Source organism: Pseudomonas sp. YH-1, assembly GCF_051990045.1.
Lineage (GTDB): Bacteria > Pseudomonadota > Gammaproteobacteria > Pseudomonadales > Pseudomonadaceae > Pseudomonas > Pseudomonas nicosulfuronedens.
This window is the reverse complement of the sequence record NZ_CP178184.1, coordinates 895,915-919,395: the sequence shown is the minus strand read 5'-3', so window position 1 is coordinate 919,395 and position 23,481 is coordinate 895,915. Positions and strand designations below refer to the sequence as shown.

Here is a 23,481-nt window from a genome sequence, read left to right as displayed (position 1 = left end):
TAGCGGTTATTCGCCCTGCGATAGGGGTTCGGTTTCGCGTAGGGCGAATAACGCCCCAGGCGTTATCCGCCGTTACCCTGCGAGAGCGGCTAGAGTGGGGACTCCATCCAAGACAACGGATAGCGTCCCCATGAAGTTGCTGCTCCTTCCCCTTGGCCTGCTGGCCATGTCTTCCTTCGCCCAAGCCGCCGAGGACTGTGCCGACGCCAAGACCCAGGGCGAGATCAATGCCTGTACCGGCGCCGCCTACAAGGCCAGCGACAAGCGTCTCAACGATCTCTACGGGCAGTATCGCCAGCGCCTGGATGCCGGGCAGAAGAAGGCCCTGACCGCTGCGCAGAAGGCCTGGCTGACCTACCGTGACCTCAGCTGCAAGTTCGAGACGTCCAGCGTCGAGGGTGGCTCGGGCTATCCGATGGCCTACAGCAATTGCCTGAAGGCCATGACGGACAACCGCATCAAGGAACTGCAGACGCTGTCCGACTGCCAGGAAGGCGACTTCAACTGCCCCGCGCCCAAGCCCTGATCGGATTTGCAGGATGGTGTGGAGCGCAGCGATACCCATCAATTCTCGGCACCGCCAGCATGGGTATCGCTGCGCTCCACCCATCCTACGTATCTTTCCTGCGCCAAGCCGTGACGGATCTTCTGTAGGAGCGAGCTTGCTCGCGAACGGATTTCCCGGTTGTGCCGGTGCTGGGCGGGTTCGCGAGCAAGCTCGCTCCTACACGCCCCGGCCGAGCGGACAAAAAAAGGGAGCCTTGCGGCTCCCCTGGAGAGACGGCCGCGGAAGTGGAGTCGCGGCCGGGGTCGGTTGCGCCGTCAGGCGGCGCGGAAAAGGTTGTGCGGGTCGATGACGAATTTCTTCGGCACCCCGGCATCGAACTCGCCGTAGCCCTTGGGCGCCTGGTCGAGGGTGATGACTTCCACTCCGACGACATCGGCGATCTTGATGCGGTCCCACATGATCGCCTGCATCAGCTGGCGGTTGTATTTCATCACCGGGGTCTGGCCGGTGTGGAAGCTGTGCGACTTGGCCCAGCCCAGGCCGAAGCGGATGCTCAGCGAACCCTGCTTGGCCGCTGCGTCCACCGCGCCCGGATCCTCGGTGACGTAGAGGCCCGGAATGCCGATCTTGCCGGCTACCCGCACCACACCCATCAGCGAGTTCAGCACGGTGGCCGGAGCCTCGTGCTGCGACCCCGAATGGCCATGGCCGCGGGCCTCGAAGCCCACCGCGTCGACCGCGCAGTCCACTTCCGGCTCGCCCAGCAGATCGGCGATCTGCTCGTGCAGCGGGGTGTCCTTGGACAGGTCGGCGATCTCGAAACCCTGCGCCTTGGCGTGGGCCAGGCGGGTCGGGTTGACGTCACCGACGATCACCACGGCGGCGCCCAGCAGGCGGGCCGAGGCGGCGGCAGCGAGGCCGACCGGACCGGCACCGGCGATGTAGACGGTGCTGCCCGGACCGACGCCAGCGGTCACCGCGCCGTGATAGCCGGTGGGGAGGATGTCGGAGAGGCAGGTCAGGTCGCGGATTTTCTCCATGGCCGCGTCGCGGTTGGGGAGTTTCAGCAGGTTGAAGTCGGCGTAGGGCACCAGCACGTATTCCGCCTGGCCCCCGACCCAGCCACCCATGTCGACGTAGCCGTAAGCGCCGCCGGCGCGGGCGGGGTTGACCGTCAGGCAGACTCCGGTGTGCTGCTCCTTGCAGGTGCGGCAGTGGCCGCAGGCGACGTTGAACGGCACCGAGACCAGGTCGCCGATCTTCATGGTTTCCACGCCGCGACCGATCTCGACGACTTCACCGGTGATCTCGTGGCCCAGCACCAGGCCTTCCGGCGCGGTGGTACGGCCACGGACCATGTGCTGGTCGGAGCCGCAGATGTTGGTAGAAACGACGCGCAGGATCACCCCATGGTCGATCTGCTTGCCCTGCGGGTCCTGCATCTTCGGATAGGGGATGTTCTGTACTTCGACCTTGCCCGGGCCGAGATAAACCACACCACGATTGCCAGACATACGCATTCCTCATTGTGTTTGTGGGTACAAAGGCGGGCCCTGCGGCTCGCGGTTTTGCACTGGGATGTCGTGTGTTGCGCGACAGGGCCGGTCGGTACTGCTGGCAGCCGGCTGGGCTGTCGGTGTTGCTCGGTGCTAGGGAGAGGGCGCTCTATACAGCGCGCGCACACTCCGAGGTGACACGTAGGGCGGATGAGCCCCATCCATCCGCCGTTGCAGGCGTCATGGCGGATAACGCCTGTGGCGTTATGCGCCCTACAGGTACGGGCTGTGCTTACAGCACCACTGTCCTATTGGCGTTCAGGAACACGCGTTTCTCGATGTGGTAACCCACGGCCTTGGCCAGGGTCAGGCACTCCACGTCGCGGCCCTTGGCGATCAGGTCCTCGGGGTAGTGGGAGTGGTCCACGGGCTCGACGCCCTGGGCGATGATCGGGCCCTCGTCGAGGTCGTTGTTGATGTAGTGGGCGGTGGCGCCGACCAGCTTCACGCCCTTCTGGTAGGCCTGGTGGTAGGGCTTGGCGCCCTTGAAACCGGGCAGCAGCGAGTGGTGGATGTTGATCGCCCAGCCGTCCAGGCGGCGGCACAGCTCGGGCGAGAGCACCTGCATGTAGCGGGCGAGGATCACCAGTTCGGCGCCGGTTTCCTCGATCACCTGCCAGACCTTCGCCTCCTGCGCGCCCTTGTCGTTCGGGTCCAGCGCAAAGTGGTGGTAGGGAATGCCGTGCCAGCGCGCCAGCGGCTCCAGGTCCGGGTGGTTGGAGACCACCGCCACCACGTCCATCGGCAGCTGGCCGATGCGCTGGCGGTAGAGCAGGTCGTTCAGGCAGTGGTCGGCCTTGGAGACCATGATCACCACCTTGCTGCGGTAGCCCGGCGGGGTCAGTTCGACGTTCATCTGGAAGGGCGAGACGCGATCGGCGAGGCCGGCGCGGAAGGCGGCCTCGTCGAAGCCGTCGCCGGCGCGGAATTCGATGCGAATGAAGAAGCGCTGCGCCAGGCGGTCATCGAAGGAGTGGTGCTCGGTGACGTAGCAGCGCTGTTCGAACAGGTAGCGCGTGACCACGTCCACCGTGCCCAGCAGGCTCGGGCTGTCGGCAGTGAGGATCCAGGTATCGGGGGTGCGGCTCATGGTCTGACTCCGAAGGATTTCCCCTCGCCGAAGCAGCGAGGGGAATCGACGCCTGTTACGCCGCTACCTGCAGGCCGTACTCGGCGCAGGCGTCCTGCAGCCACAGCCAGATGTAGTCGGAGAAGCTGCGGCGCACCACCAGCTCCCAGGTGTGCTCGCCGGTATGGCGGATCACCAGCTGGGACTTGGCGAAGTTGGTACCCACCGCCTTGCCCACCGGGAAGTTGCTCGGGTGCACGTCGTAGCCGGTGGACTTCATCAGCACTTCGCGCACCTTGGCGCCTTCGAGCTCCAGCAGGGTCTGGCCGCCGCTGACGTTGATCACCGAGTAATGCAGGTCCTCGCCGAGGGCTTCGCGCAGACGCTGTTCGACGGCGAACTCCTCGCCGCCGGGGACGATCAGCAGCCACTCGTCCGGGCCGAGCCACTGCAGCGAGGTGTCGCCCTTGGCCACCAGGCCCAGGGCCACCGGCAGCTCCAGGCCCAGGGCCTTGTGCACGCCGCCGGCGAAGGCCGGGTCGTGGGCGTCGCCACGCAGGGTCAGGTGGCCGAGGAATGTCTTCTCGCGCAGGGTCACGCCGGCGTTGGCCACCTTGCGCGCGGCGAGCTTGTCCAGCTCGGCGTGGTGCAGGGGCGATTCGGCCTGGATGCCGTCGGCGGGGCGTTGCTGGTAGAGGTTGGCTTTGCTCATGTTCTGTTCACCTTGGGGCGCGCTGCGCCTGGAAATCGGTCAGCCCGCCCCCTGTGGGGAGCGGGCGCGAGGGATCAATCCACGTTCTGCCGTTCGCCTTTCGGGTCGTAGAACACCGAGCTGCAGATTTCCGCCTCGATCACCCGGCCATCGGCCAACGGGGCATAGACCTTCTCGCCCAGGCGCTTGATGCCGCCCTTCACCACCGCCAGGGCGAAGCTGTAGCCCAGGCTGCTGCTCATGTAGCTGGAGGTGACGTGGCCGACCATGGTCGCCGGAACGGTGTGCTGCGGGGTGAACAGCAGTTGCGCGCCTTCGGGCAGCAGGTCCATCGGGTTGGTGGGTTTGAGGCCGACCAGCTGCTTGCGGTCCTCGCGCTGGCAGTCGGCGCGGTTCATGCCGCGCCAGCCGATCCAGGAGAAGGGCTTGGTACGACCGACTGCCCAACCCATGTTCAGGTCGTCCGGGGTGACCGAGGCGTCGGTGTCCTGGCCGACGATGATGAAGCCCTTCTCGGCGCGCAGGACGTGCATGGTCTCGGTGCCATACGGCGTCAGGTTGTACTTCGCGCCAGCGGCGACGATGGCTTCCAGCACACCCATGGCGTAGTTGGCCTGGATGTTCACCTCGTAGGACAGCTCGCCGGTGAAGGAGATGCGGAACACCCGCGCCGGGACGCCGGCGACCTTGCCTTCCTTCCAGGTCATGAAGGGGAAGGCGTCCTTGTCCAGGTCGATGTCGGTGACCTCGGCCAGCAGCTTGCGGCTGTTGGGGCCGGACAGGGTCAGGGTGGCCCAGTGGTCGGTGACCGAGCTGAAGTACACCTTCAGCTCCGGCCATTCGGTCTGGTGGTACAGCTCCAGCCACTCCAGCACGCGCGCCGCGCCGCCGGTGGTGGTGGTCATGACGAAGTGGTTGTCGGCCAGGCACGCGGTGACGCCATCGTCGAAGACCATGCCGTCTTCCTTGCACATCAGGCCATAGCGAGCCTTGCCCACGTCCAGCTTGGTCCAGGCGTTGGTGTAGACGCGGTTGAGGAACTCGCGGGCGTCCGGGCCCTGGATGTCGATCTTGCCCAGGGTCGAGGCGTCGAGCAGGCCGACCGACTCACGCACGGCGCGGCATTCGCGGGCCACGGCGGCGTGCATGTCTTCGCCGCGCTTGGGGAAGTACCAGGGGCGCTTCCACTGGCCGACGTCCTCGAACTCGGCGCCGTTCTTCACGTGCCAGGCGTGCAGGGCGGTGAAGCGTACCGGCTCGAACAGATGGCCGCAGTGGCGGCCGGCGACCGCGCCGAAGGTCACCGGGGTGTAGTTGGGGCGGAACATGGTGGTGCCGGTGTCGGCGATGCTCTTGCCCTGGGCGCGGGCGGCGATCGCCAGGCCGTTGATGTTGCCCAGCTTGCCCTGGTCGGTGCCGAAGCCCAGCGCGGTGTAGCGCTTGACGTGCTCGATGGACTCGAAGCCCTCGCGGCAGGCCAGTTCGATGGCGGCGGCGGTGACGTCGTTCTGAGTGTCGACGAACTGCTTGGGTGCGCGCGCCGTGGATTTTTCGTGGGGCACCTGGAACAGCGCGAGGGTGGCGTCCTCGGCACGCTCGGCAACCACCGGCAGCTCGCCTTCGACGGCCTTGAAGCCGCCGTCGACTGCGGCCTGACTGCCGGCCTGGTAGCCGTCGGCCAGGGCATCGGCGAGACGGAACACGCCGTTCACCGCGCCGGCACAGATACGCTTCTGGAAGGCCAGGCCGGGCACGAAGGCGAGGATGTCCTCGCGCCATTCCGGCTTGCCGCCCAGGTGCGAAGCCAGGTGCACCACCGGGCTGTAGCCGCCGGAACTGGCGATGAGGTCGCAGTCCAGCCACTCACCGGGCGCGTTGACCTTGTGGCGGAAGGTGTCGATGGAGGCGACCTTCGCTCCGCTTACGCGTTTGCTGCCGCGTGCCTCGATCACTGCGCTGCCGGTGATGACCCGCATGCCGCGCTTGCGCGCTTCCTCGACCCATTCGCCGCGCGGATTGGGGCGGGCGTCGGCGATGGCGACCACCTGCAGACCGGCTTCCTGCCAGTCCAGGGCGACGCGGTAGGCGTAGTCGTTGTTGGTGGACAGCACCAGTTTCTTGCCCGGTGCCACGCCGTAGCGGCGTACATAGGTGGAGACGGCGCCGGCAAGCATGTTGCCCGGCACGTCGTTGTTCGCGTAGACCAGCGGGCGCTCGTGGGCGCCGGCAGCCAGTACCACGCGGTTGGCACGCACGCGGTGTACACGCATGCGCACCTGGCCCAGGGGAGCGGTCTCGCCGATATGGTCGGTGCGGCGCTCGTGAATGGTGAGGAAGTTGTGGTCGTGGTAGCCGTTGACCGTGGCGCGCGGCAGCAGGATCACGTCCGGGTTGCCTTCCAGCTCGGTGATGGCCTGGGCCACCCACTCCTCGGCCGGCTTGCCATCGAGGGTTTCGCGGGTGTCGAGCAGGCTGCCGCCGAACTCTTCCTGTTCATCGGCGAGGATCACCCGCGCACCGCTGCGCGAGGCGGCCAGGGCAGCGGCGAGGCCGGCGGGGCCGGCGCCGACGATCAGCACGTCAGCGTGGTGGTTCATCCAGTCGTAGCTGTCCGGGTCCACTTCGGTGGGCGCGCGGCCCAGGCCGGCAGCCTTGCGGATGTACTTCTCGTAGGTCAGCCACATGGACTGCGGGTACATGAAGGTCTTGTAGTAGAAGCCGGGCGGCATCAGCTTGCCGCCGACCTTGCCGAAGATCCCCATGAGGTCGTTCTGCACGTTCGGCCAGCCGTTGGTGGCGGTGGCCACCAGGCCGCTGTACAGCGCCTGCTGGGTGGCGCGCACGTTGGGCACCTGGGTGGATTCGCGCGAGCCGATCTGCAGGATGGCGTTGGGCTCTTCGGCGCCGGCGGCGACGATGCCGCGCGGGCGCGAGTACTTGAAGCTGCGGCCGAGGATGTCGACGCCGTTGGCCAGCAGCGCGGCGGCCAGGCTGTCACCGGCGAAGCCCTGGTAGCTCTGGCCGTTGAAGCTGAAGGTCAGCGGCTTGTTGCGGTCGATGCGACCGCCACGGGACAGGCGATTGATCTGGCTCATTAGGCCTTCTCCACGGCGGGCTGGACGGCGGATTTCTTCTCGGCGGCGGTGATGCTGGGTTTTTCGCCGATCTTGTAGGTTTCGAGGATTTCGTAGGTCACCGTGTGGCGGGTGACGTTGAAGTACTGGCGGCAGCCGGCGGCGTGCACCCACAGCTCGTGGTGGATGCCGCGCGGGTTGTCGCGGAAGAACATGTACTCGCCCCACTCGGCGTCGGTGCAGGCGGCCGGGTCGAGCGGACGCGGAATGTGCGCCTGGCCCTTGGCGTGGAATTCCTCTTCGGAACGCAGCTCGCCGCAATGAGGGCAGAAGATGTTCAACATGGTTAATGCCCTCTTTAGTGAGCTACGGCCGCAGCGCCGTGCTCGTCGATCAGCGCGCCGGTGTGGAAGCGTTCGATGGAGAAGGGCGCGGCCAGCGGATGCGGCTCGCCCTTGGCGAGGGTGGCGGCGAAGACGTTGCCCGAGCCGGGCGTGGCCTTGAAGCCGCCGGTGCCCCAGCCACAGTTGAAGAACAGGTTCTTCACCGGGGCCTTGCCGATGATCGGGCAGGCGTCCGGGGTGGTGTCGACGATGCCGCCCCACTGGCGGTTCATGCGCACGCGCGAGAGCACCGGGAACATCTCGACGATCGCCTGCAGGGTGTGTTCGATCACCGGGTAGGAGCCGCGTTGGCCATAGCCGTTGTAGCCGTCGATGCCGGCGCCGATGACCAGGTCGCCCTTGTCCGACTGGCTGATGTAGCCGTGCACGGCGTTGGACATGATCACGCTGTCGATGATGGGTTTCAGCGGCTCGGAGACCAGCGCCTGCAGCGGGTGCGATTCGATCGGCAGGCGGAAGCCGGCGAGCATCGCCATGTGCCCGGAGTTGCCGGCGGTGACCACGCCGACGCGCTTGGCGCCGATGAAGCCGCGGTTGGTCTCGACGCCGATCACGGCGCCGTCCTGCTTGCGGAAGCCGATGACTTCGGTCTGCTGGATCAGGTCCACGCCCAGGGCGTCGGCGGCACGGGCGAAGCCCCAGGCCACGGCGTCGTGACGGGCCACGCCGCCACGGCGTTGCACGGTGGAACCCATCACCGGGTAGCGGGCGCTCTTGGTGCAGTTCAGGTAGGGAATCTCTTCGGCCACCTGCTGGGCGTTGAGCAGTTCGCCGTCCACACCGTTGAGGCGGTTGGCGCTCACGCGGCGCTCGCCGTCGCGCATGTCCTGCAGGGTGTGGCAGAGGTTGTAGACGCCGCGCTGGGAGAACATGACGTTGTAGTTCAGGTCCTGGGACAGGCCTTCCCACAGTTTCATGGCGTGTTCGTAGAGCAGCGCCGACTCGTCCCACAGGTAGTTGGAACGCACGATGGTGGTGTTGCGCGCGGTGTTGCCGCCGCCCAGCCAGCCCTTCTCGATCACCGCGACGTTGGTGATGCCGTGCTCCTTGGCCAGGTAGTAGGCAGTGGCCAGGCCGTGCCCGCCGCCGCCGACGATGACCACGTCATACACCGGCTTGGGCGTGGGCGTGCGCCACATGCGCTGCCAGTTCTCGTGGTGGCTCAGGGAGTGCTTGAACAGGCCGAAGCCGGAGTAGCGTTGCATGGGGTGCTCCTGAAATCTCTAGTCGCCGTGTCGCCCTTCGTAGGAGCGAGCTTGCTCGCGAATGGCCTCGCGACGGGGCTGGTTCGCGAGCAAGCTCGCTCCTACAAGGGGCTGCCGGGAATCTCAACGGTAGACCGGGAAATCCGCGCACAGGCCGGCGACCTGGGTGGCGACTTTCGCCTCCACGTCGGCGTCGCCCAGGTGGTCCAGTACGTCGCTGATCCAGCCGGCCAGCTCGCGGCACTGTTCTTCCTTCAGCCCACGGGTGGTGACCGCCGGGGTGCCGATGCGGATGCCGGAGGTGACGAACGGGCTTTGCGGGTCATTCGGCACGGCGTTCTTGTTCACGGTGATGCCGACGCGGCCGAGGGCGGCGTCCGCTTCCTTGCCGGTCAGGCCCTGCTTCACCAGGCTGATCAGCATCAGGTGGTTGTCGGTGCCGCCGGAAACCACGTCGTAGCCACGCTCGATGAACACCTGGGCCATGGCCTGGGCGTTCTTGATCACCTGGGCCTGGTAGTCCTTGAAGCCGGGCTCCAGCGCTTCCTTGAAGCACACCGCCTTGGCAGCGATCACGTGCATCAGCGGGCCACCCTGGGCGCCGGGGAAGACGGCCGAGTTGAGCTTCTTCTCGATCTCTTCGTTGGATCTGGCCAGGATCAGGCCGCCGCGGGGGCCGCGCAGGGTCTTGTGGGTGGTGGTGGTGACCACGTCGGCGTAGGGCAGCGGGTTCGGGTACAGGCCAGCGGCGACCAGGCCGGCGACGTGGGCCATGTCGACGAACAGCAGCGCCCCGACCTTGTCGGCGATGGCGCGGAAGCGCGGGAAGTCCAGCGTCTTGGAGTAGGCGGAGAAGCCGGCGACGATCATCTTCGGCTGGTGTTCCACGGCCAGGCGCTCGACCTCGTCGTAGTCGATCAGTCCGGTGTCGGTGTTCAAGCCGTACTGCACGGCGTTGTACAGCTTGCCGGAGGAGGAGACCTTGGCGCCGTGGGTCAGGTGGCCGCCATGGGCCAGGCTCATGCCCAGGATGGTGTCGCCGGCGTTGATCAGCGCCAGGTACACGGCGGAGTTGGCCGAGGAGCCGGAGTGCGGCTGGACGTTGGCGTAGTCGGCGCCGAACAGCTGCTTGGCGCGATCGATGGCCAGCTGCTCGACCTTGTCCACATGCTCGCAGCCGCCGTAGTAACGCTTGCCCGGATAGCCTTCGGCGTACTTGTTGGTCAGCCCGCTGCCCTGGGCCTGCATGACGCGCTTGCTGGTGTAGTTCTCCGAAGCGATCAGCTCGAGGTGGTCCTCCTGGCGCGCTTCCTCGGCATCCATCGCCGCGAGCAGTTCGTCGTCATAACCCTGGATCTGGTCTTGCTTGCTGAACATCGCTGGTCTCCCTGCGGCGCGCTGGAGCGCCATGGCTGGTGCGGGACGCAATTGGCCCCCTTGGCAGCGATGGTATGACTGGCCCTGCCGGACCAGATGCCTGCGCACGTCGTGGGTAGGTGCGTTTGCGACATGCTGCGAACGACGTAAAAGCGACCGGGTGCGTGGAATTGCTCGCGGCGGCTGGTCAGAATGCGACATGCCCGCGCCAGGACGGCGCGGCCTGCGGAGCCAAGTGAATGAAGCGCGGCTTTCTCGTGAGTTCGCTGTGTCTTGCCCTGCTGACGCCCTCGCTGTCGGCCTGGGGCATGTCGCGCCTGTTCGACGGCGACGCCAACGTCTGGATGCAGGACCGGACCCTGTGCTTTGGCGGGGCCGCGTTCAAGTCGCCCGGCCTGTTCTTCAACCGCACGCTGCAGGTGGACGAACGGCAAGTGGCGGTGCAGTACATCGAAGTCTCCCGCGAACCCTACGAGCCGTTCTGGTCGTCGGCCAGTATCGAACCGACCCAGGGCGTGTCGCTGCGCAGCGACACCTGCTTCGCCTATGGCCGGGCTATTGCCGGCTTCCGCGAGAAAACCCCGGCGCGGCTGCTGGAGCCTGGCCTGTACAGCGTCACCGTCGGCGGGCACGACAGCGCCGGCGACGGCCAGCGGGCGACCTTCATGAAGACCTTCTGCCTGGAGGCACGCGGCGACGGGCTGGCTGTCATCAAGGCGGGCTACGACGAGAAGGCTGGTCGCTGGCGCTGCGAACCCGCGCAATGAAGCTGCCGATAGGAACCATTGGGCCAACGGAATAAACTGCGCGTCTCACGAAATGCGAGGACGCCATGAACCGTTCCCTGACTCTGCTTTCCGCCCTGCTGCTCACCGCGACGCTGCAGGGCTGCGGTGACGACAGCCAGCCCGCCAAGGCCGCTGCTCCCGAAGCCGCCAGCACCGGCGCTGCCACCCCGGCCGGCGACAGCTGCACCGGCCATGTTCTGGAGAAGGCGCTGCCGCCGACCAAGGCCATCTACGGCTATCCCTACCTGTCCCGCGAGTGCGGCTACGACGACGCCACCATCGTCTACGGCAAGGCCGATGGCAGCCAGCACCTGGTCGTGACCCTGACCGACACCGGCCTGCCGGCGCCGGGCGCCGACCAGCAGGGCGAGGCTGCCAAACAGTACCTGGCTGCCCAGGCCAAGCTGCGCGACACCACCGCCAAGAACGTCTCGCTGCTCAACCAGGCGCGCCAGGCCGCGCTGCAGAACGGCACCGCCGCGCAGTTCGGCGGCGAGCAGTACCTGCCGGTGATCGACAGCACCCGCATGGGCGACCCGCTGGCCATCAGCGTACCGGGGCCGGATGACAAGGCTGGCGAGTCGAGCCTGACTGGCCTGATCAAGGGCCGCTACGTGCTCAACATGACCTCGCCGGACAAGCCCAACGGCGGTACCGCCCAGTCCCTGCGCGAACTGTTCGTGCCGATCTCCGAGCAGATGGCGCTGACCAAGCTGCCCTGATCCATCCCGCGGCCTCCCCTCAGCGGGAGGCCTGCGCCCTCCGGCGGCGGGCGACTATCCGTTGCTACGCTGCTGCCTGACGCACAACGTTTTCCGAGGCCGCACCATGACCGACAACACCCAACAGTTCGCCAGCGACAATTATTCCGGTATCTGCCCCGAAGCCTGGGCGGCCATGGCCGAGGCCAACCGCGGCCACGAACGCGCCTATGGCGACGACCAGTGGACCGCCCGCGCCTCCGACTACTTCCGCGAGCTGTTCGAGACCGACTGCGAAGTCTTCTTCGCCTTCAACGGCACCGCGGCCAACTCCCTCGCGCTGGCGGCGCTGTGCCAGAGCTATCACAGCGTGATCTGCGCCGAGACCGCCCACGTCGAGACCGACGAGTGTGGCGCGCCGGAGTTCTTCTCCAACGGCTCCAAGCTGCTGCTGGCGCGCACCGATGCCCAGGGCAAGCTGACCCCCGAGGCGATCCGCGAGATCGCCCTCAAGCGCCAGGACATCCACTACCCGAAGGCACGCGTGGTCACCATCACCCAGGCCACCGAGGTTGGTACCGTCTACCGCCCGGACGAGCTGCAGGCGCTCAGCGCCACCTGCCGTGAGCTGGGCCTGCACCTGCACATGGATGGCGCGCGCTTCTCCAACGCCTGCGCCTTCCTCGGCGCTACCCCGGCCGAGCTGACCTGGAAGGCCGGCGTCGAAGTACTCTGCTTCGGTGGCACCAAGAACGGCATGGCGGTGGGCGAGGCTATCCTGTTCTTCAACCGTGAACTGGCCGAAGGCTTCGACTACCGCTGCAAGCAGGCCGGCCAACTCGCCTCGAAGATGCGCTTCCTCGCCGCGCCCTGGGTCGGCGTGCTGCAGGATGACGCCTGGATGCATTACGCCAGCCACGCCAACCGCTGTGCACAACTGCTGGCCGAGCGCGTCGCCGACGTGCCGGGTGTGCAACTGATGTTTCCGGTGGAAGCCAACGGCGTGTTCCTGCAGATGTCCGAACCTGCCCTGGAGGCCCTGCGTCAGTTGGGCTGGCGCTTCTACACCTTCATCGGTGCCGGCGGCGCGCGCTTCATGTGCTCGTGGGACACCGAAATCGCCCGCGTCGAGGAACTGGCGGCCGACATTCGTAGGGTGATGGGCGCATAAGTTGTCCCCAGGGGCTGGGGACGGTTGCTCGCGCAACCTGTCCCCAACCTGTGGATTAAAGCCTGCAGGCCACGGGTGGCGTGGCTTGCAGATTGCTGATCAAAACTTGATCACAGTGGCCCTGGTGTAGGAGCGAGCTTGCTCGCGAACATCCGTCCCTTCGCTTCACACCTTGGGGGCAGGCGGAATTCGGTTCGCGAGCAAGCTCGCTCCTACAGGCTCAGCACCGCTAGATGCGCACCGCCGTCCCACTCACGCTGACCATCAGCATGCTGCCGTTCTGCCCTACCACCTCGTAATCCAGGTCGATGCCGACCACGGCGTTGGCGCCCAGCTCCTCGGCGCGCTCCTGCAACTCCTCGAAGTCGATCTCCCGCGCCCTGCCCAGCTCCTTCTCGTACGCACCGGAACGCCCGCCGATGATGTCGCGCAGGCCGGCGAACAGGTCGCGGAACACGTTCGCGCCGAGGATCGCCTCGCCGACCACGATGCCGCGGTATTCCTGGATGGTCTTGCCCTCGATGGTGGGGGTGGTGGTCAGGATCATGGGACGGGCTCCTCTGCTGGGGAAATCCAGCATAGCCCCGCACCCCACCGAAGGCCCCGCCGGCTGTGTTTCAGCGTTTGGCGAAAATCTGCGGGCAACCTTGTGATAAAGCTGTGGACAACCTGGTGGAAAATGTTCGCGGCGGGGCACTATCGTGAACCGCGCCATTTCATCGCGCATTCTCATGAAAGTCCCGCTATTCCTGGCTCTCAGGGGTGATGGAAGGGGTTGTGAAGATCTCCACAGCCGTTGTGGAGGCAAGCTTGCCCAACCTGTGGAAAACCTGTTGGGAGGCGCCTGCGAAGCTGATGGCGCGCGGCTTTCCGAAAGCTGGCTATTTTATGATCAAGCCCACCTTTTCAATCACTTGCGAGCCTGTGTATCGATTGCAGCGATTTTTCTGTGGACGATCCTTCCACCACTATCCCCGGTTTATGTTGACCCTCCTGTGCGCCTCCTGTGGAAAACATCGCCAACCTCATGTCCTACGAGGCTTCCAGGGGGTTGTTCAAAGAGTGATCAGCGCAGCAGGCAAGCGACTGATCCACTGCTACTTTTCCCCAGCCGCGCGGGCTGCACGAAACTTTCCACAATGCCTGTGGGGCGAATCCCGCAGAAGGTGTGGACAACCTGTACCCAGATCGCTGGAGGCCACGTGGGGCGCGCCCCAGTCGTTGCAGTACGTTTTTTGATCAAATGGCGAAAGTCGCGCCATGACTGGCTTTCAGCGGATTTTGTGCTGGGTTTTCCACATCGGCTGTGCAGCGTTCTGCCAGGAACTTGTGGGTGGGTTGTGGATGGATCGCTGCATGCCGCAGTACCACTGGCTCGCGCGTGGCTGATCAATATTTGTCCAGAGGCACAGGGGCTGCTGCCTATACTTCAATCACCCTGGGGGCGGGAGATTCAGCATGTCCAGTTACTCGGTGGAACAGATCCGCACCGTGGCCCTGGTCGGCCACGGCGACAGCGGCAAGACCCTGCTTGCCGAAGCGCTGCTGCAACACAGCGGCGCCATCCCCAGCATGGGCTCGCTGGAGCGTGGCGACACCCTGTGCGACTCCGACCCCATGGAACGCGAATACCACCATTCCCTGGCGGCCGCCCTGGTGCACTTCGAGCACGAAGGCGCGCACATTCGCTTGATCGACACGCCCGGTTATCCGGATTTTATCGGCCACGCGCTACCGGCCCTGGCGGCCGTGGAAACCGTGCTGGTGGTGGTGAATGCGCAGAACGGCATCGAGCTGAGCACCCGCCGCATGATGGACTGGGCTGGCGAGCGCGGACTGTGCCGGATGCTGGTGGTGAACAAGATCGACGCCGAGCGCATCGACCTGCCGGGCCTTCTGGCGGGTTTGCGCGAGTCGTTCGGCAAGGAGGTATTGCCCATCAACCTGCCGGCCGAGGGTGGCGCCCGGGTTGTGGATTGTTTCTTCAATCCCGACGGTGAGGCGGATTTCTCTTCGGTGGCCGAAGCGCACCAGGCGCTGGTGGACCAGGTGGTAGAGGTCGACGAAGCGCTGATGGCGCACTACCTGGAGGAGGGCGAGGTGGCGCCCGAGGCGCTGCACGAACCCTTCGAGCGAGCCCTGCGCGAGGGGCACCTGATTCCGCTGTGCTTTGTTTCCGCCCGCACCGGTGCCGGCGTGCCGGAGCTGGCGAACATCCTCGCGCGTCTCGCGCCTAATCCCACCGAGGGCAACCCGCCGCTGTTCCTGCGCAGCGACGACAAGGGGGGTGAACACCCGGTGGCCTGCCAGCCCGATCCCAAGGCCCACGTCCTCGCCCACGTCTTCAAGGTGGTGATCGACCCCTTCGTCGGCCGCCTCGCGGTGTTCCGCGTGCACCAGGGCACGATCCGTCGGGAGATGCAGCTGTTTGCCGGTGACGGGCGCAAGCCGTTCAAGGTCGGCCACCTGCTGCGCCTGCAGGGAAAGAAGCACGAAGAGGCGCCGTGGCTGATCCCCGGTGACTTCGGCGCACTGAGCAAGGTCGACGAACTGGACTATGGCGTGGTGCTGCACGACTCCCACGACGAGGACCACATCCATCTCAAACCGCTGGACTTCCCCGAGCCGATGCAGGGCCTGGCCATCGAGGCGAGCCGCCGTGGCGATGAGCAGCGCCTGGCGGAAATCCTCCAGCGCCTGCAGGCCGAAGACCCCTGTGTGCGCCTGGACTACAACGCCTCCACCCAGCAGACCGTGTTGCGCGGCATGGGCGAGATGCACCTGCGCTACCTGCTGGAGCGCATGGCCGGGCAGTACAAACTGGAAGTGCAGACCCGCGCGCCCGCCGTGCCCTACCGCGAAACCGCCACCCGCACGGCGGAAGGGCACAGCCGGCACAAGAAGCAGACCGGCGGGGCGGGGCAGTTCGGCGAGGTGTTCCTGCGCATCGAGCCGTTGCCGCGTGGTGAGGGCTTCGCCTTCGTCGACGCGATCAAGGGAGGGGTGATTCCCGGCAATTTCATCCCCTCGGTGGAGAAGGGCGTGCGCTCGGCGCTGGCGGCCGGGCCGCTGGCAGGCTTCCCGGTGGAGGACGTGAAGGTCACGGTCTTCGACGGCAAGAGTCACTCGGTGGACTCCAAGGACATTGCCTTCCAGGCCGCCGGGCGCAAGGCGATGCTGGATGCGCTGCGCAATGCCGGCGGCATCGTGCTGGAACCGGTGATGCAGATCGAGGTGACGACACCGGATACCCACCTGGGCGACATCACCGCCGACCTGACCGGCCGCCGTGGCCAGGTGCTGGGCACCGAGTCGCTGTCGGCCAGCGTCACGCTGGTGCGTGGGCAGGTGCCGCTGGCGGAGCTGGATGGTTACGCCAACCGGCTGAAATCCATCACTGCCGGCCAGGGCCTCTATAGCCTTTCTTCCAGCCACTACAGCGCTGTTCCACAGGACGTGCAGCAACGTCTCTCCAGTGGCTACAAGGCAGCCCCGGAAGAAGACTGAGCGAATGTGGATATTCGTCGCAGCCAGTGCCCGCAAAGGCCCGTGGCTGGGCCTCCGCGCGCGCCTGTCCGGCGTGCTCGCGCACAAGGCGAAAGCCACGTGGCATGCGGGTTGCAGACGGGATCGAGGCGGCCAGGCGGTTCGGCCAGAGGTGTCTCCGAGCTTGCCTCGGGACACCTTCAGCCTGTGGATAACTCAGTGGGTAACGTGTGGGACAGGTGGGGGCAGGCTGTGATCAGTACTCGATCACCACGTCGCCCTTGGGCACGCTGCAGCAGGACAGGATGTAGCCCTCGGCGACGTCTTCGTCGGTGATCCCGCCGTTGTGCTCCATCTCCACCTCGCCGGAGCGTTTCATCACCTTGCAGGTGCCGCAGATACCCATGCCGCAGGCCTTGGGAATGTGCAGGCCGAGCTGCGCGGCGGCGGCGTGGACGGTCTCGCCGGGTGCCACGCGGATGCTCTTGCCGGTTTCGCAGAACTCAACGAGGTTCTGATCGGCCAGGGGCACGGCCGGCGCCTCGGCCGCTTCGGCGGCCAGCTCCTTCACGTCGGCGCGCACTTCCGGCGGGGTCGGGCCGAAGGCCTCCTCGTGGTAGCGCGACATGTCGTAGCCCTCGGCTTCGAGCAGTCGCTTGACCGCGTGCATGTACGGCGTCGGGCCGCAGCAGAAGACCTCGCGTTCGAGGTAATCGGGCGCCATCAGCTGCAGCATCGCCTTGTTCAGGAAGCCCCGGTAGCCGGCCCAGGACTCGCCCATCTCGTACTTCTCGCAGACCAGGTACAGCTTGAAGTTGTTGATCCGCGAGTTCATGTGCTCCAGCTCGCGGTGGTAGATGATGTCCTTGGGCGTACGCGCGCTGTGCACGAAGACCATGTCGACGTTGGCATTGGTGTCGAAGAACCAGCGCGACATGGACATCACCGGGGTGATGCCGACGCCGCCGGAGAGGAACAGCACCTTTTCCGCGGGGAAGTCGATGGCGTTGAAGTTGCCCACTGGCCCGTGCACCGGGACCTGATCGCCTTCCTTGAGGTTGTCGTGCAGCCAGTTCGAGACCTTGCCGCCGGGCACGCGCTTGATGGTGATGGAGAAGCTGTAGGGCACCGAAGGCGAGCTGGAAATGGTGTAGGAACGCATGATCGGCTGGCCGTCGATCTCCAGCTCCAGGGTGACGAACTGCCCCGGCTTGAAGAAGAACATGATCGGCGCGTCGGCCATGAAGCAGAAGGTGCGCACATCCCAGGTTTCCTGGATGGCCTTCACGCAGCGCACCAGGTGGCGCCCGTTGGCCCAGGTCTGGGTGTTCACCGGATTGAGGAAGTTGTTCGTCGACATGCTGTCTCTCCGCGCACGCGGGCCGTGCTGGGCCTGATGGGGCAGCGCCGGGGCCCGCTTGCCTGCGTCGCGCGGACGTAGAAAGCACGGGGCCTTTCGGCATGCCTGATGGGGCGGATTGTGTGCACGAGGATGCCCGCTGCATTTACCTGCCAGCGACATTTGCATGCTTATCGCGACCTGCCGCCTGGGACGTGCCGTTGCGCGTCGGGAAATGATCTGGCCGTGTCGCCCATGGATAAGGGTATTCACCGGTCGCGGCCCCACACTCAGCTCCATGCCGAGCAACCCCCAGGTTGAGCGAGACGGCGGGAAACGGCGCACTCGGCGCGCCTGACACCTGCCGCAAATGCCCTGCGTGGCAAACCGTATCAGCCACTTATTTCCGCCGGCAGCCCGACCGGGCTGCGGCATGAGGACCTAGCAATGGACGTCACCGCTACCCTGAGTCTGGGCGACCCGCTGGAACCGGCCCGCAAGGCCACCGCCGAGATGTTGCGCACCCGCGACCACAGCTTCTCGCTGCCGCAGCCCTTCTACAACGACGAGCGCCTGTTCCAGCTGGACATGCAGGAGATCTTCCACAAGGAGTGGCTGATCGCCGGCATGACCTGCGAGATTCCCGCCAAGGGCAACTTCCTCACCCTGCAGATCGGTGACAACCCGGTGATCGTCCTGCGGGGCGCCGAGGGCAAGATCCACGCCTTCCACAACGTCTGCCGCCACCGCGGCTCGCGCCTGTGCGTGAGCGACAAGGGCAAGGTCGCCAAGCTGGTCTGCCCCTACCACCAGTGGACCTACGAGCTGGATGGCCGCCTGCTGTTCGCCGGCACCGAGATGGGCGCCGACTTCGACATGAAGGACTACAGCCTGAAACCGGTGAACGTGAAGACCGCCGGCGGCTACATCTTCATCTCGCTGTCGGAGAACCCGCCGGCCATCGATGACTTCCTGCGTACGCTCGAGCACTACATGGAGCCGTACGACATGGAGAACACCAAGGTCGCGGTACAGACCACGCTGATGGAAAAGGCCAACTGGAAGCTGGTGCTGGAGAACAACCGCGAGTGCTACCACTGCAACGGTTCGCACCCGGAGCTGCTGAACACCCTGCTGGAGTGGGACGACGTCACCGACCCGCGCGCCAGCCAGGCGTTCAAGGACCAGGTCGCCGCCTGCACCACCGCCTGGGATGCCGAGAAGATTCCCTACGCCCACGCCAGCTTCGGCCTGCGCAACCGCATCGTGCGCATGCCGCTGCTGCAGGGCACCGTGTCCATGACCATGGACGGCAAGCAGGGCAGCAAGAAGCTCATGGGCCGCATCCAGAACCCGGATCTGGGCTCGATGCGCATCCTGCACCTGCCGCACTCGTGGAACCACTGTATGGGCGACCACTTGATCGTCTTCACCGTGTGGCCGATCAGCGCGCAGCAGACCATGGTCACCACCAAGTGGCTGGTGCACAAGGATGCGGTGGAAGGCGTCGACTACGACGTGGCGCGCCTGCGCGAAGTCTGGGATGCCACCAACGACCAGGACCGTCGCCTGGCCGAAGAGAACCAGCGCGGCATCAACTCCACCGCCTACCAGCCGGGGCCGTACTCCAAGACCTACGAGTTCGGCGTGATCAACTTCCTCGACTGGTACAGCGAGCGGATGCTCAACAACCTGGGCGAAGAATCCGCCCACGCCCGCCTGGTCGCCGAGAAGTAAGACCCCGCCACCCAGCGCCCCCTTTGCGGGGGCGCTGTCGTTGAAGAGGAATCCACTTGGACGCCATGCTCTTCTACAGCAGCTCCGCCTTCGTCACCGGCCTGGTGGCGTGGAACCTCTTCGCCTGCTGGCGCAAGCGCTGATCCCTGTCGCTGTGCTCTTTGTAGGATGGGTGGAGCGAAGCGATACCCATCGGCGCGGTCGTGAATTGATGGGTATCGCTGCGCTCCACGCCATCCTACGTCTCGGCTCTGAATCTCACCTCACTCGGTAATTCGCGGCTTCCGGGCCTTCGTGCGGGGACGCATTCCCCTGCGCGACGCAAACGCTGTCGCCCATGTCGCGAGGTTGACGCTTTCGGTATGACCCTGGTCGCTTTCGAACCGGGTCGCCTCCGGGGGCAGGGATATCCTGCCTGCAAAGCGTCGGCACAAGTCCCGCCGCACCAGCCTTGCCTGAATAGAGAGACGCCAAGATGAGCCCAGCCGAACTTCACGCCGACAGCATCGTCATCGATGGCCTGATCATCGCCAAGTGGAACCGCGAGCTGTTCGAAGACATGCGCAAGGGCGGTCTGACCGCCGCCAACTGCACCGTGTCGGTGTGGGAAGGTTTCCAGGCGACGGTGAACAACATCGTCTCCAGCAGCAAGCTGATCCGCGACAACAGCGACCTGGTGCTGCAGGTGCGCACTACTGCCGACATCCGCAAGGCCAAGGAACAGGGCAAGACCGGCATCCTCTTCGGCTTCCAGAACGCCCACGCGTTCGAGGACCAGCTGGGCTACGTCGAGGTCTTCAAGCAGCTGGGCGTGGGCATCGTGCAGATGTGCTACAACACCCAGAACCTGGTCGGCACTGGCTGCTACGAGCGCGATGGAGGCCTCTCCGGCTTCGGCCGCGAGATCGTCGCGGAGATGAACCGCGTCGGCATCATGTGCGACCTGTCCCACGTCGGCTCCAAGACGAGCGAGGAAGTCATCCTCGAGTCGAAGAAGCCCGTCACCTATTCCCACTGCCTGCCGTCGGGGCTGAAAGAACACCCGCGCAACAAGTCCGACGCCGAGCTGAAGTTCATCGCCGACCACGGCGGCTTCGTCGGCGTGACCATGTTCGCGCCCTTCCTCGCCAAGGGCATCGACTCGACCATCGACGACTACGCCGAAGCCATCGAGTACGTGATGAACATCGTCGGCGAGGACGCCATCGGCATCGGCACCGACTTCACCCAGGGCCACGGCCAGGACTTCTTCGAGTGGCTGACCCACGACAAGGGTTACGCCCGCCGCCTCACCAACTTCGGGAAGATCGTCAACCCGCTGGGCATCCGCACCGTGGGCGAATTCCCCAACCTCACCGAGACCCTGCTCAAGCGCGGCATGCCCGAGCGCGTGGTGCGCAAGGTCATGGGCGAGAACTGGGTGCGCATCCTCGGCGAAGTCTGGGGCGAGTAACGCGAACTTTCTCCTCTCCCGACAGCGGGGGAGGTCAGGGGTGAGGGCCGCCGGCGCTCACCCGCGATCCCTTACATCCCGGCCCTCTCCCAGCGCGAGCGGGCCCCGCCAAGAATCGGAGTTGCACACATGGCCAAACACGCCCCCGAACTGCCCATCGAAGTCGACAGCGAAACCGGTGTCTGGACCTCCGACGCCCTGCCGATGCTCTACGTACCGCGGCACTTCTTCGTCAACAACCACATGGGCATCGAGGAAGAGCTGGGCGCCGAGCGCTACGCCGAAATCCTCTACAAGGCCGGCTACAAATCCGCCTGGCACTGGTGCGAGAAGGAAGCCGAGTGCCACGGCCTGGTCGGCGTGGAAGTCTTCGAGCACTACATGAAGCGCCTGTCCCAGCGCGGCTGGGGCCTGTTCCAGATCGAGCAGATCGACCTCGACAAGGGCACTGCCCAGGTGCGCCTGAAGCACTCGGCCTTCGTGTACGTCTACGGCAAGGTCAACCGCAAGGTCGACTACATGTTCACCGGCTGGTTCGCCGGCGCCATGGACCAGATCCTCCAGGCGCGCGGCAGCGACATCCGCACCGTGGCCGAGCAGGTCTACAGCGGCGCCGAGGACGGCCACGACGACGGCCTGTTCGTCGTCAAACCCCTCTGATCTTGCGCTCCTTGTAGGAGCGAGCTTGCTCGCGAACAAGCGGCCCCAAGGCCGCCAGACAACAAGAAACCTCTGATCCCGTGAGGATGCCGCAATGGCTTTCGAGGCAATGTTCCAGCCGATCCAGATCGGCAAGCTGACCATCCGTAACCGCGTGCTCTCCACCGCTCACGCCGAGGTGTATGCCACCGATGGCGGCATGACCACCGAGCGCTACGTGAAGTACTACGAGGAGAAGGCCAAGGGCGGCATCGGCCTGGCCATCTGCGGCGGTTCCTCCGTGGTCGCCATCGACAGCCCGCAGGAGTGGTGGAGCTCGGTGAACCTCTCCACCGACCGCATCATCCCGCACTTCCAGAACCTCGCCGACGCCATGCACAAGCATGGCGCCAAGATCATGATCCAGATTACCCACATGGGTCGCCGCTCGCGCTGGGACGGCTTCAACTGGCCGACCCTGATGTCGCCCTCGGGCATCCGCGAGCCCGTGCACCGCGCCACCTGCAAGACCATCGAGCCGGAAGAGATCTGGCGCGTGATCGGCAACTACGCGCAGGCGGCGCGCCGGGCGAAGGAGGGCGGCCTGGACGGCGTCGAGCTGTCCGCCGTGCACCAGCACATGATCGACCAGTTCTGGAGCCCGCGCGTCAACAAGCGTACCGACGAGTGGGGCGGCACCTTCGAAGGCCGCATGAAGTTCGGCCTGGAAGTGCTCAAGGCCGTGCGCAAGGAAGTCGGCGACGACTTCTGCGTCGGCATGCGCATCTGCGGTGACGAGTTCCACCCGGACGGCCTCACCCACGACGACATGAAGCAGATCGCCAAGTACTACAGCGATACCGGCATGATCGACTTCATCGGTGTGGTCGGTTCGGGCTGCGACACCCACAACACCCTGGCCAACGTCATCCCGAACATGACCTACCCGCCGGAGCCGTTCCTGCACCTGGCGGCGGGCATCAAGGAAGTGGTCAACGTGCCGGTGCTGCACGCGCAGAACATCAAGGACCCGAACCAGGCCACGCGCATCCTCGAAGGCGGCTACGTGGACATGGTCGGCATGACCCGCGCGCACATCGCCGACCCGCACCTGATCGCCAAGATCAAGATGGGCCAGATCGACCAGATCAAGCAGTGTGTCGGCGCCAACTACTGCATCGACCGCCAGTACCAGGGCCTGGACGTGCTGTGCATCCAGAGCGCCGCCACGTCCCGTGAGTACATGGGTGTGCCGCACATCATCGAGAAGACCACCGGCGTGAAGCGCAAGGTCGTGGTCGTCGGTGGTGGCCCGGCGGGCATGGAAGCGGCTCGCGTCGCCGCCGAGCGTGGCCACGACGTCACCCTGTTCGAGAAGAAGGAGCAACTCGGCGGGCAGATCACCACCGCCTCCAAGGCCCCGCAGCGCGACCAGATCGCCGGCATCACCCGCTGGTACCAGCTGGAGCTGGCGCGGCTGAACGTCGACCTGCGACTGGGCACCGGCGCGGACGCCGACACCATCCTGGACCTGCGCCCTGATGTGGTGGTGCTGGCCAACGGCGGCCACCCGTTCCTTGAGCAGAACGAGCACTGGGGCGCTGCCGACGGGCTGGTGGTCAGCAGCTGGGACGTGCTCGACGGCAAAGTGGCGCCGGGCAAGAACGTGCTGGTCTACGACACCATCTGCGAATTCAGCGGCATGTCGGTGGCGGACTTCCTCGCCGACAAGGGTGCCCAGGTCGAGATCGTCACCGACGACATCAAGCCCGGCGTGGCCATCGGCGGCACCACCTTCCCGACCTACTACCGCAGCATGTACCCCAAGGAAGTGATCATGACCGGCGACCTGATGCTGGAAAAGGTCTACCGCGAGGGCGACAAGCTGGTAGCGGTGCTGGAGAACGAATACACCGGCGCCAAAGAGGAGCGGGTGGTCGACCAGATCGTCGTGGAGAACGGCGTGCGTCCGGACGAGAGCCTGTACTACGCGCTCAAGCAGGGCTCGCGCAACAAGGGCCAGATCGACGTCGAGGCGCTGTTCGCCATCAAGCCGCAGCCGTGCCTGAGCGAGCCAGGCGATGGCTACCTGCTGTTCCGCATCGGCGACTGCGTGGCCCAGCGCAACACCCACGCGGCGATCTATGACGCCTTGAGGCTGTGCAAGGACTTCTAACGCCCCCGTAGGATGGGTGGAGCCTGCGATACCCATCGATTGTCGAGGCAGCATGGGTATCGCTGCGCTCCACCCATCCTACGGCC

At 65.7% G+C, this 23,481-nt stretch carries 18 protein-coding genes; 9 read left to right on the top strand and 9 right to left on the bottom strand.

The features are described 5' to 3' along the window. Nucleotides 1-130: 130 nt before the first annotated feature. A complete protein-coding gene (locus ACKI1H_RS04150) occupies nucleotides 131-526 on the top strand; it encodes a lysozyme inhibitor LprI family protein (RefSeq protein WP_138523221.1) in 396 nt (131 codons plus the stop codon). Nucleotides 527-822: 296 nt separating this feature from the next. Here ACKI1H_RS04150 and fdhA read toward each other — a convergent pair whose 3' ends face one another. From fdhA to glyA, 7 genes are all read right to left on the bottom strand, one after another. Further along, nucleotides 823-2,022, bottom strand: a complete 1,200-nt coding sequence (fdhA, locus tag ACKI1H_RS04145) for a formaldehyde dehydrogenase, glutathione-independent (RefSeq protein WP_440467721.1) — start codon at nucleotides 2,020-2,022, stop codon at nucleotides 823-825. Between the two features lie 274 nt (nucleotides 2,023-2,296). Then, the gene (locus ACKI1H_RS04140; RefSeq protein ID WP_184595096.1) at nucleotides 2,297-3,154 is read right to left on the bottom strand and encodes a formyltetrahydrofolate deformylase; all 858 of its coding nucleotides are present in this window, start codon (nucleotides 3,152-3,154) and stop codon (nucleotides 2,297-2,299) included. 55 nt (nucleotides 3,155-3,209) lie between these two features. After that, complete coding sequence (locus ACKI1H_RS04135; RefSeq protein ID WP_440467720.1) at nucleotides 3,210-3,845, bottom strand: sarcosine oxidase subunit gamma; 636 nt, start codon at nucleotides 3,843-3,845, stop codon at nucleotides 3,210-3,212. 74 nt (nucleotides 3,846-3,919) lie between these two features. Continuing rightward, nucleotides 3,920-6,940 carry a sarcosine oxidase subunit alpha gene (locus ACKI1H_RS04130; protein WP_440467719.1) on the bottom strand — a complete coding sequence of 1,007 codons (3,021 nt, stop codon included), beginning with the start codon at nucleotides 6,938-6,940 and terminating at the stop codon, nucleotides 3,920-3,922. Next, a complete protein-coding gene (locus ACKI1H_RS04125) occupies nucleotides 6,940-7,263 on the bottom strand; it encodes a sarcosine oxidase subunit delta (protein WP_440467718.1) in 324 nt (107 codons plus the stop codon). Before ACKI1H_RS04125 ends, ACKI1H_RS04130 begins: the two co-directional genes overlap by 1 nt. A gap of 14 nt (nucleotides 7,264-7,277) precedes the next feature. After that, the gene (locus tag ACKI1H_RS04120) at nucleotides 7,278-8,528 is read right to left on the bottom strand and encodes a sarcosine oxidase subunit beta (RefSeq protein WP_138523213.1); all 1,251 of its coding nucleotides are present in this window, start codon (nucleotides 8,526-8,528) and stop codon (nucleotides 7,278-7,280) included. Between the two features lie 123 nt (nucleotides 8,529-8,651). Further along, complete coding sequence (glyA, locus tag ACKI1H_RS04115) at nucleotides 8,652-9,905, bottom strand: serine hydroxymethyltransferase (RefSeq protein WP_440467717.1); 1,254 nt, start codon at nucleotides 9,903-9,905, stop codon at nucleotides 8,652-8,654. 239 nt (nucleotides 9,906-10,144) lie between these two features. Here glyA and ACKI1H_RS04110 point away from each other — a divergent pair, with 239 nt between their 5' ends. From ACKI1H_RS04110 to ACKI1H_RS04100, 3 genes are all read left to right on the top strand, one after another. Beyond that, nucleotides 10,145-10,672 carry a hypothetical protein gene (locus tag ACKI1H_RS04110; protein ID WP_440467716.1) on the top strand — a complete coding sequence of 176 codons (528 nt, stop codon included), beginning with the start codon at nucleotides 10,145-10,147 and terminating at the stop codon, nucleotides 10,670-10,672. Nucleotides 10,673-10,737: 65 nt separating this feature from the next. Further along, entirely contained in the window at nucleotides 10,738-11,415 is a 678-nt protein-coding gene (locus tag ACKI1H_RS04105) for a hypothetical protein (RefSeq protein WP_138523210.1), read from the top strand. A 106-nt stretch (nucleotides 11,416-11,521) separates the two neighbouring features. Then, nucleotides 11,522-12,565 (top strand): threonine aldolase family protein, encoded by a 1,044-nt coding sequence (locus ACKI1H_RS04100; protein WP_081519125.1) that lies wholly within the window; start codon nucleotides 11,522-11,524, stop codon nucleotides 12,563-12,565. A 229-nt stretch (nucleotides 12,566-12,794) separates the two neighbouring features. Here ACKI1H_RS04100 and ACKI1H_RS04095 read toward each other — a convergent pair whose 3' ends face one another. Further along, nucleotides 12,795-13,112: a heavy metal-binding domain-containing protein gene (locus ACKI1H_RS04095; RefSeq protein WP_440467715.1), complete on the bottom strand. Its 318-nt coding sequence runs from the start codon at nucleotides 13,110-13,112 to the stop codon at nucleotides 12,795-12,797. 911 nt (nucleotides 13,113-14,023) lie between these two features. Here ACKI1H_RS04095 and fusA point away from each other — a divergent pair. Next, nucleotides 14,024-16,072: an elongation factor G gene (gene fusA, locus ACKI1H_RS04090; protein ID WP_440467714.1), complete on the top strand. Its 2,049-nt coding sequence runs from the start codon at nucleotides 14,024-14,026 to the stop codon at nucleotides 16,070-16,072. Nucleotides 16,073-16,307: 235 nt separating this feature from the next. On the opposite strand, the gene gbcB is transcribed toward fusA, so the two are convergent. After that, nucleotides 16,308-17,411: a glycine-betaine demethylase subunit GbcB gene (gene gbcB, locus ACKI1H_RS04085; protein ID WP_138523206.1), complete on the bottom strand. Its 1,104-nt coding sequence runs from the start codon at nucleotides 17,409-17,411 to the stop codon at nucleotides 16,308-16,310. A gap of 426 nt (nucleotides 17,412-17,837) precedes the next feature. On the opposite strand from gbcB, the gene gbcA reads away from it, so the two are divergent. From gbcA to dgcA, 4 genes are all read left to right on the top strand, one after another. Further along, on the top strand, nucleotides 17,838-19,127 hold the full coding sequence (gene gbcA, locus ACKI1H_RS04080) for a glycine-betaine demethylase subunit GbcA (protein ID WP_440467713.1): 1,290 nt from the start codon (nucleotides 17,838-17,840) through the stop codon (nucleotides 19,125-19,127). Between the two features lie 475 nt (nucleotides 19,128-19,602). Next, a complete protein-coding gene (locus ACKI1H_RS04075; RefSeq protein WP_081519129.1) occupies nucleotides 19,603-20,580 on the top strand; it encodes a dipeptidase in 978 nt (325 codons plus the stop codon). Between the two features lie 129 nt (nucleotides 20,581-20,709). Further along, entirely contained in the window at nucleotides 20,710-21,240 is a 531-nt protein-coding gene (locus ACKI1H_RS04070) for a DUF5943 domain-containing protein (RefSeq protein WP_440467712.1), read from the top strand. A gap of 94 nt (nucleotides 21,241-21,334) precedes the next feature. Continuing rightward, nucleotides 21,335-23,395 (top strand): dimethylglycine demethylation protein DgcA, encoded by a 2,061-nt coding sequence (gene dgcA / locus ACKI1H_RS04065; RefSeq protein ID WP_440467711.1) that lies wholly within the window; start codon nucleotides 21,335-21,337, stop codon nucleotides 23,393-23,395. Nucleotides 23,396-23,481: the final 86 nt, after the last annotated feature.

Bases quoted from the DNA above. Each gene is read 5' to 3' on its own strand.
- ACKI1H_RS04150 (WP_138523221.1), top strand. From the start codon at position 131: ATGAAGTTGCTGCTCCTTCCCCTTGGCCTGCTGGCCATGTCTTCCTTC.
- fdhA (WP_440467721.1), bottom strand. From the start codon at position 2,022: ATGTCTGGCAATCGTGGTGTGGTTTATCTCGGCCCGGGCAAGGTCGAA.
- ACKI1H_RS04140 (WP_184595096.1), bottom strand. From the start codon at position 3,154: ATGAGCCGCACCCCCGATACCTGGATCCTCACTGCCGACAGCCCGAGC.
- ACKI1H_RS04135 (WP_440467720.1), bottom strand. From the start codon at position 3,845: ATGAGCAAAGCCAACCTCTACCAGCAACGCCCCGCCGACGGCATCCAG.
- ACKI1H_RS04130 (WP_440467719.1), bottom strand. From the start codon at position 6,940: ATGAGCCAGATCAATCGCCTGTCCCGTGGCGGTCGCATCGACCGCAAC.
- ACKI1H_RS04125 (WP_440467718.1), bottom strand. From the start codon at position 7,263: ATGTTGAACATCTTCTGCCCTCATTGCGGCGAGCTGCGTTCCGAAGAG.
- ACKI1H_RS04120 (WP_138523213.1), bottom strand. From the start codon at position 8,528: ATGCAACGCTACTCCGGCTTCGGCCTGTTCAAGCACTCCCTGAGCCAC.
- glyA (WP_440467717.1), bottom strand. From the start codon at position 9,905: ATGTTCAGCAAGCAAGACCAGATCCAGGGTTATGACGACGAACTGCTC.
- ACKI1H_RS04110 (WP_440467716.1), top strand. From the start codon at position 10,145: ATGAAGCGCGGCTTTCTCGTGAGTTCGCTGTGTCTTGCCCTGCTGACG.
- ACKI1H_RS04105 (WP_138523210.1), top strand. From the start codon at position 10,738: ATGAACCGTTCCCTGACTCTGCTTTCCGCCCTGCTGCTCACCGCGACG.
- ACKI1H_RS04100 (WP_081519125.1), top strand. From the start codon at position 11,522: ATGACCGACAACACCCAACAGTTCGCCAGCGACAATTATTCCGGTATC.
- ACKI1H_RS04095 (WP_440467715.1), bottom strand. From the start codon at position 13,112: ATGATCCTGACCACCACCCCCACCATCGAGGGCAAGACCATCCAGGAA.
- fusA (WP_440467714.1), top strand. From the start codon at position 14,024: ATGTCCAGTTACTCGGTGGAACAGATCCGCACCGTGGCCCTGGTCGGC.
- gbcB (WP_138523206.1), bottom strand. From the start codon at position 17,411: ATGTCGACGAACAACTTCCTCAATCCGGTGAACACCCAGACCTGGGCC.
- gbcA (WP_440467713.1), top strand. From the start codon at position 17,838: ATGGACGTCACCGCTACCCTGAGTCTGGGCGACCCGCTGGAACCGGCC.
- ACKI1H_RS04075 (WP_081519129.1), top strand. From the start codon at position 19,603: ATGAGCCCAGCCGAACTTCACGCCGACAGCATCGTCATCGATGGCCTG.
- ACKI1H_RS04070 (WP_440467712.1), top strand. From the start codon at position 20,710: ATGGCCAAACACGCCCCCGAACTGCCCATCGAAGTCGACAGCGAAACC.
- dgcA (WP_440467711.1), top strand. From the start codon at position 21,335: ATGGCTTTCGAGGCAATGTTCCAGCCGATCCAGATCGGCAAGCTGACC.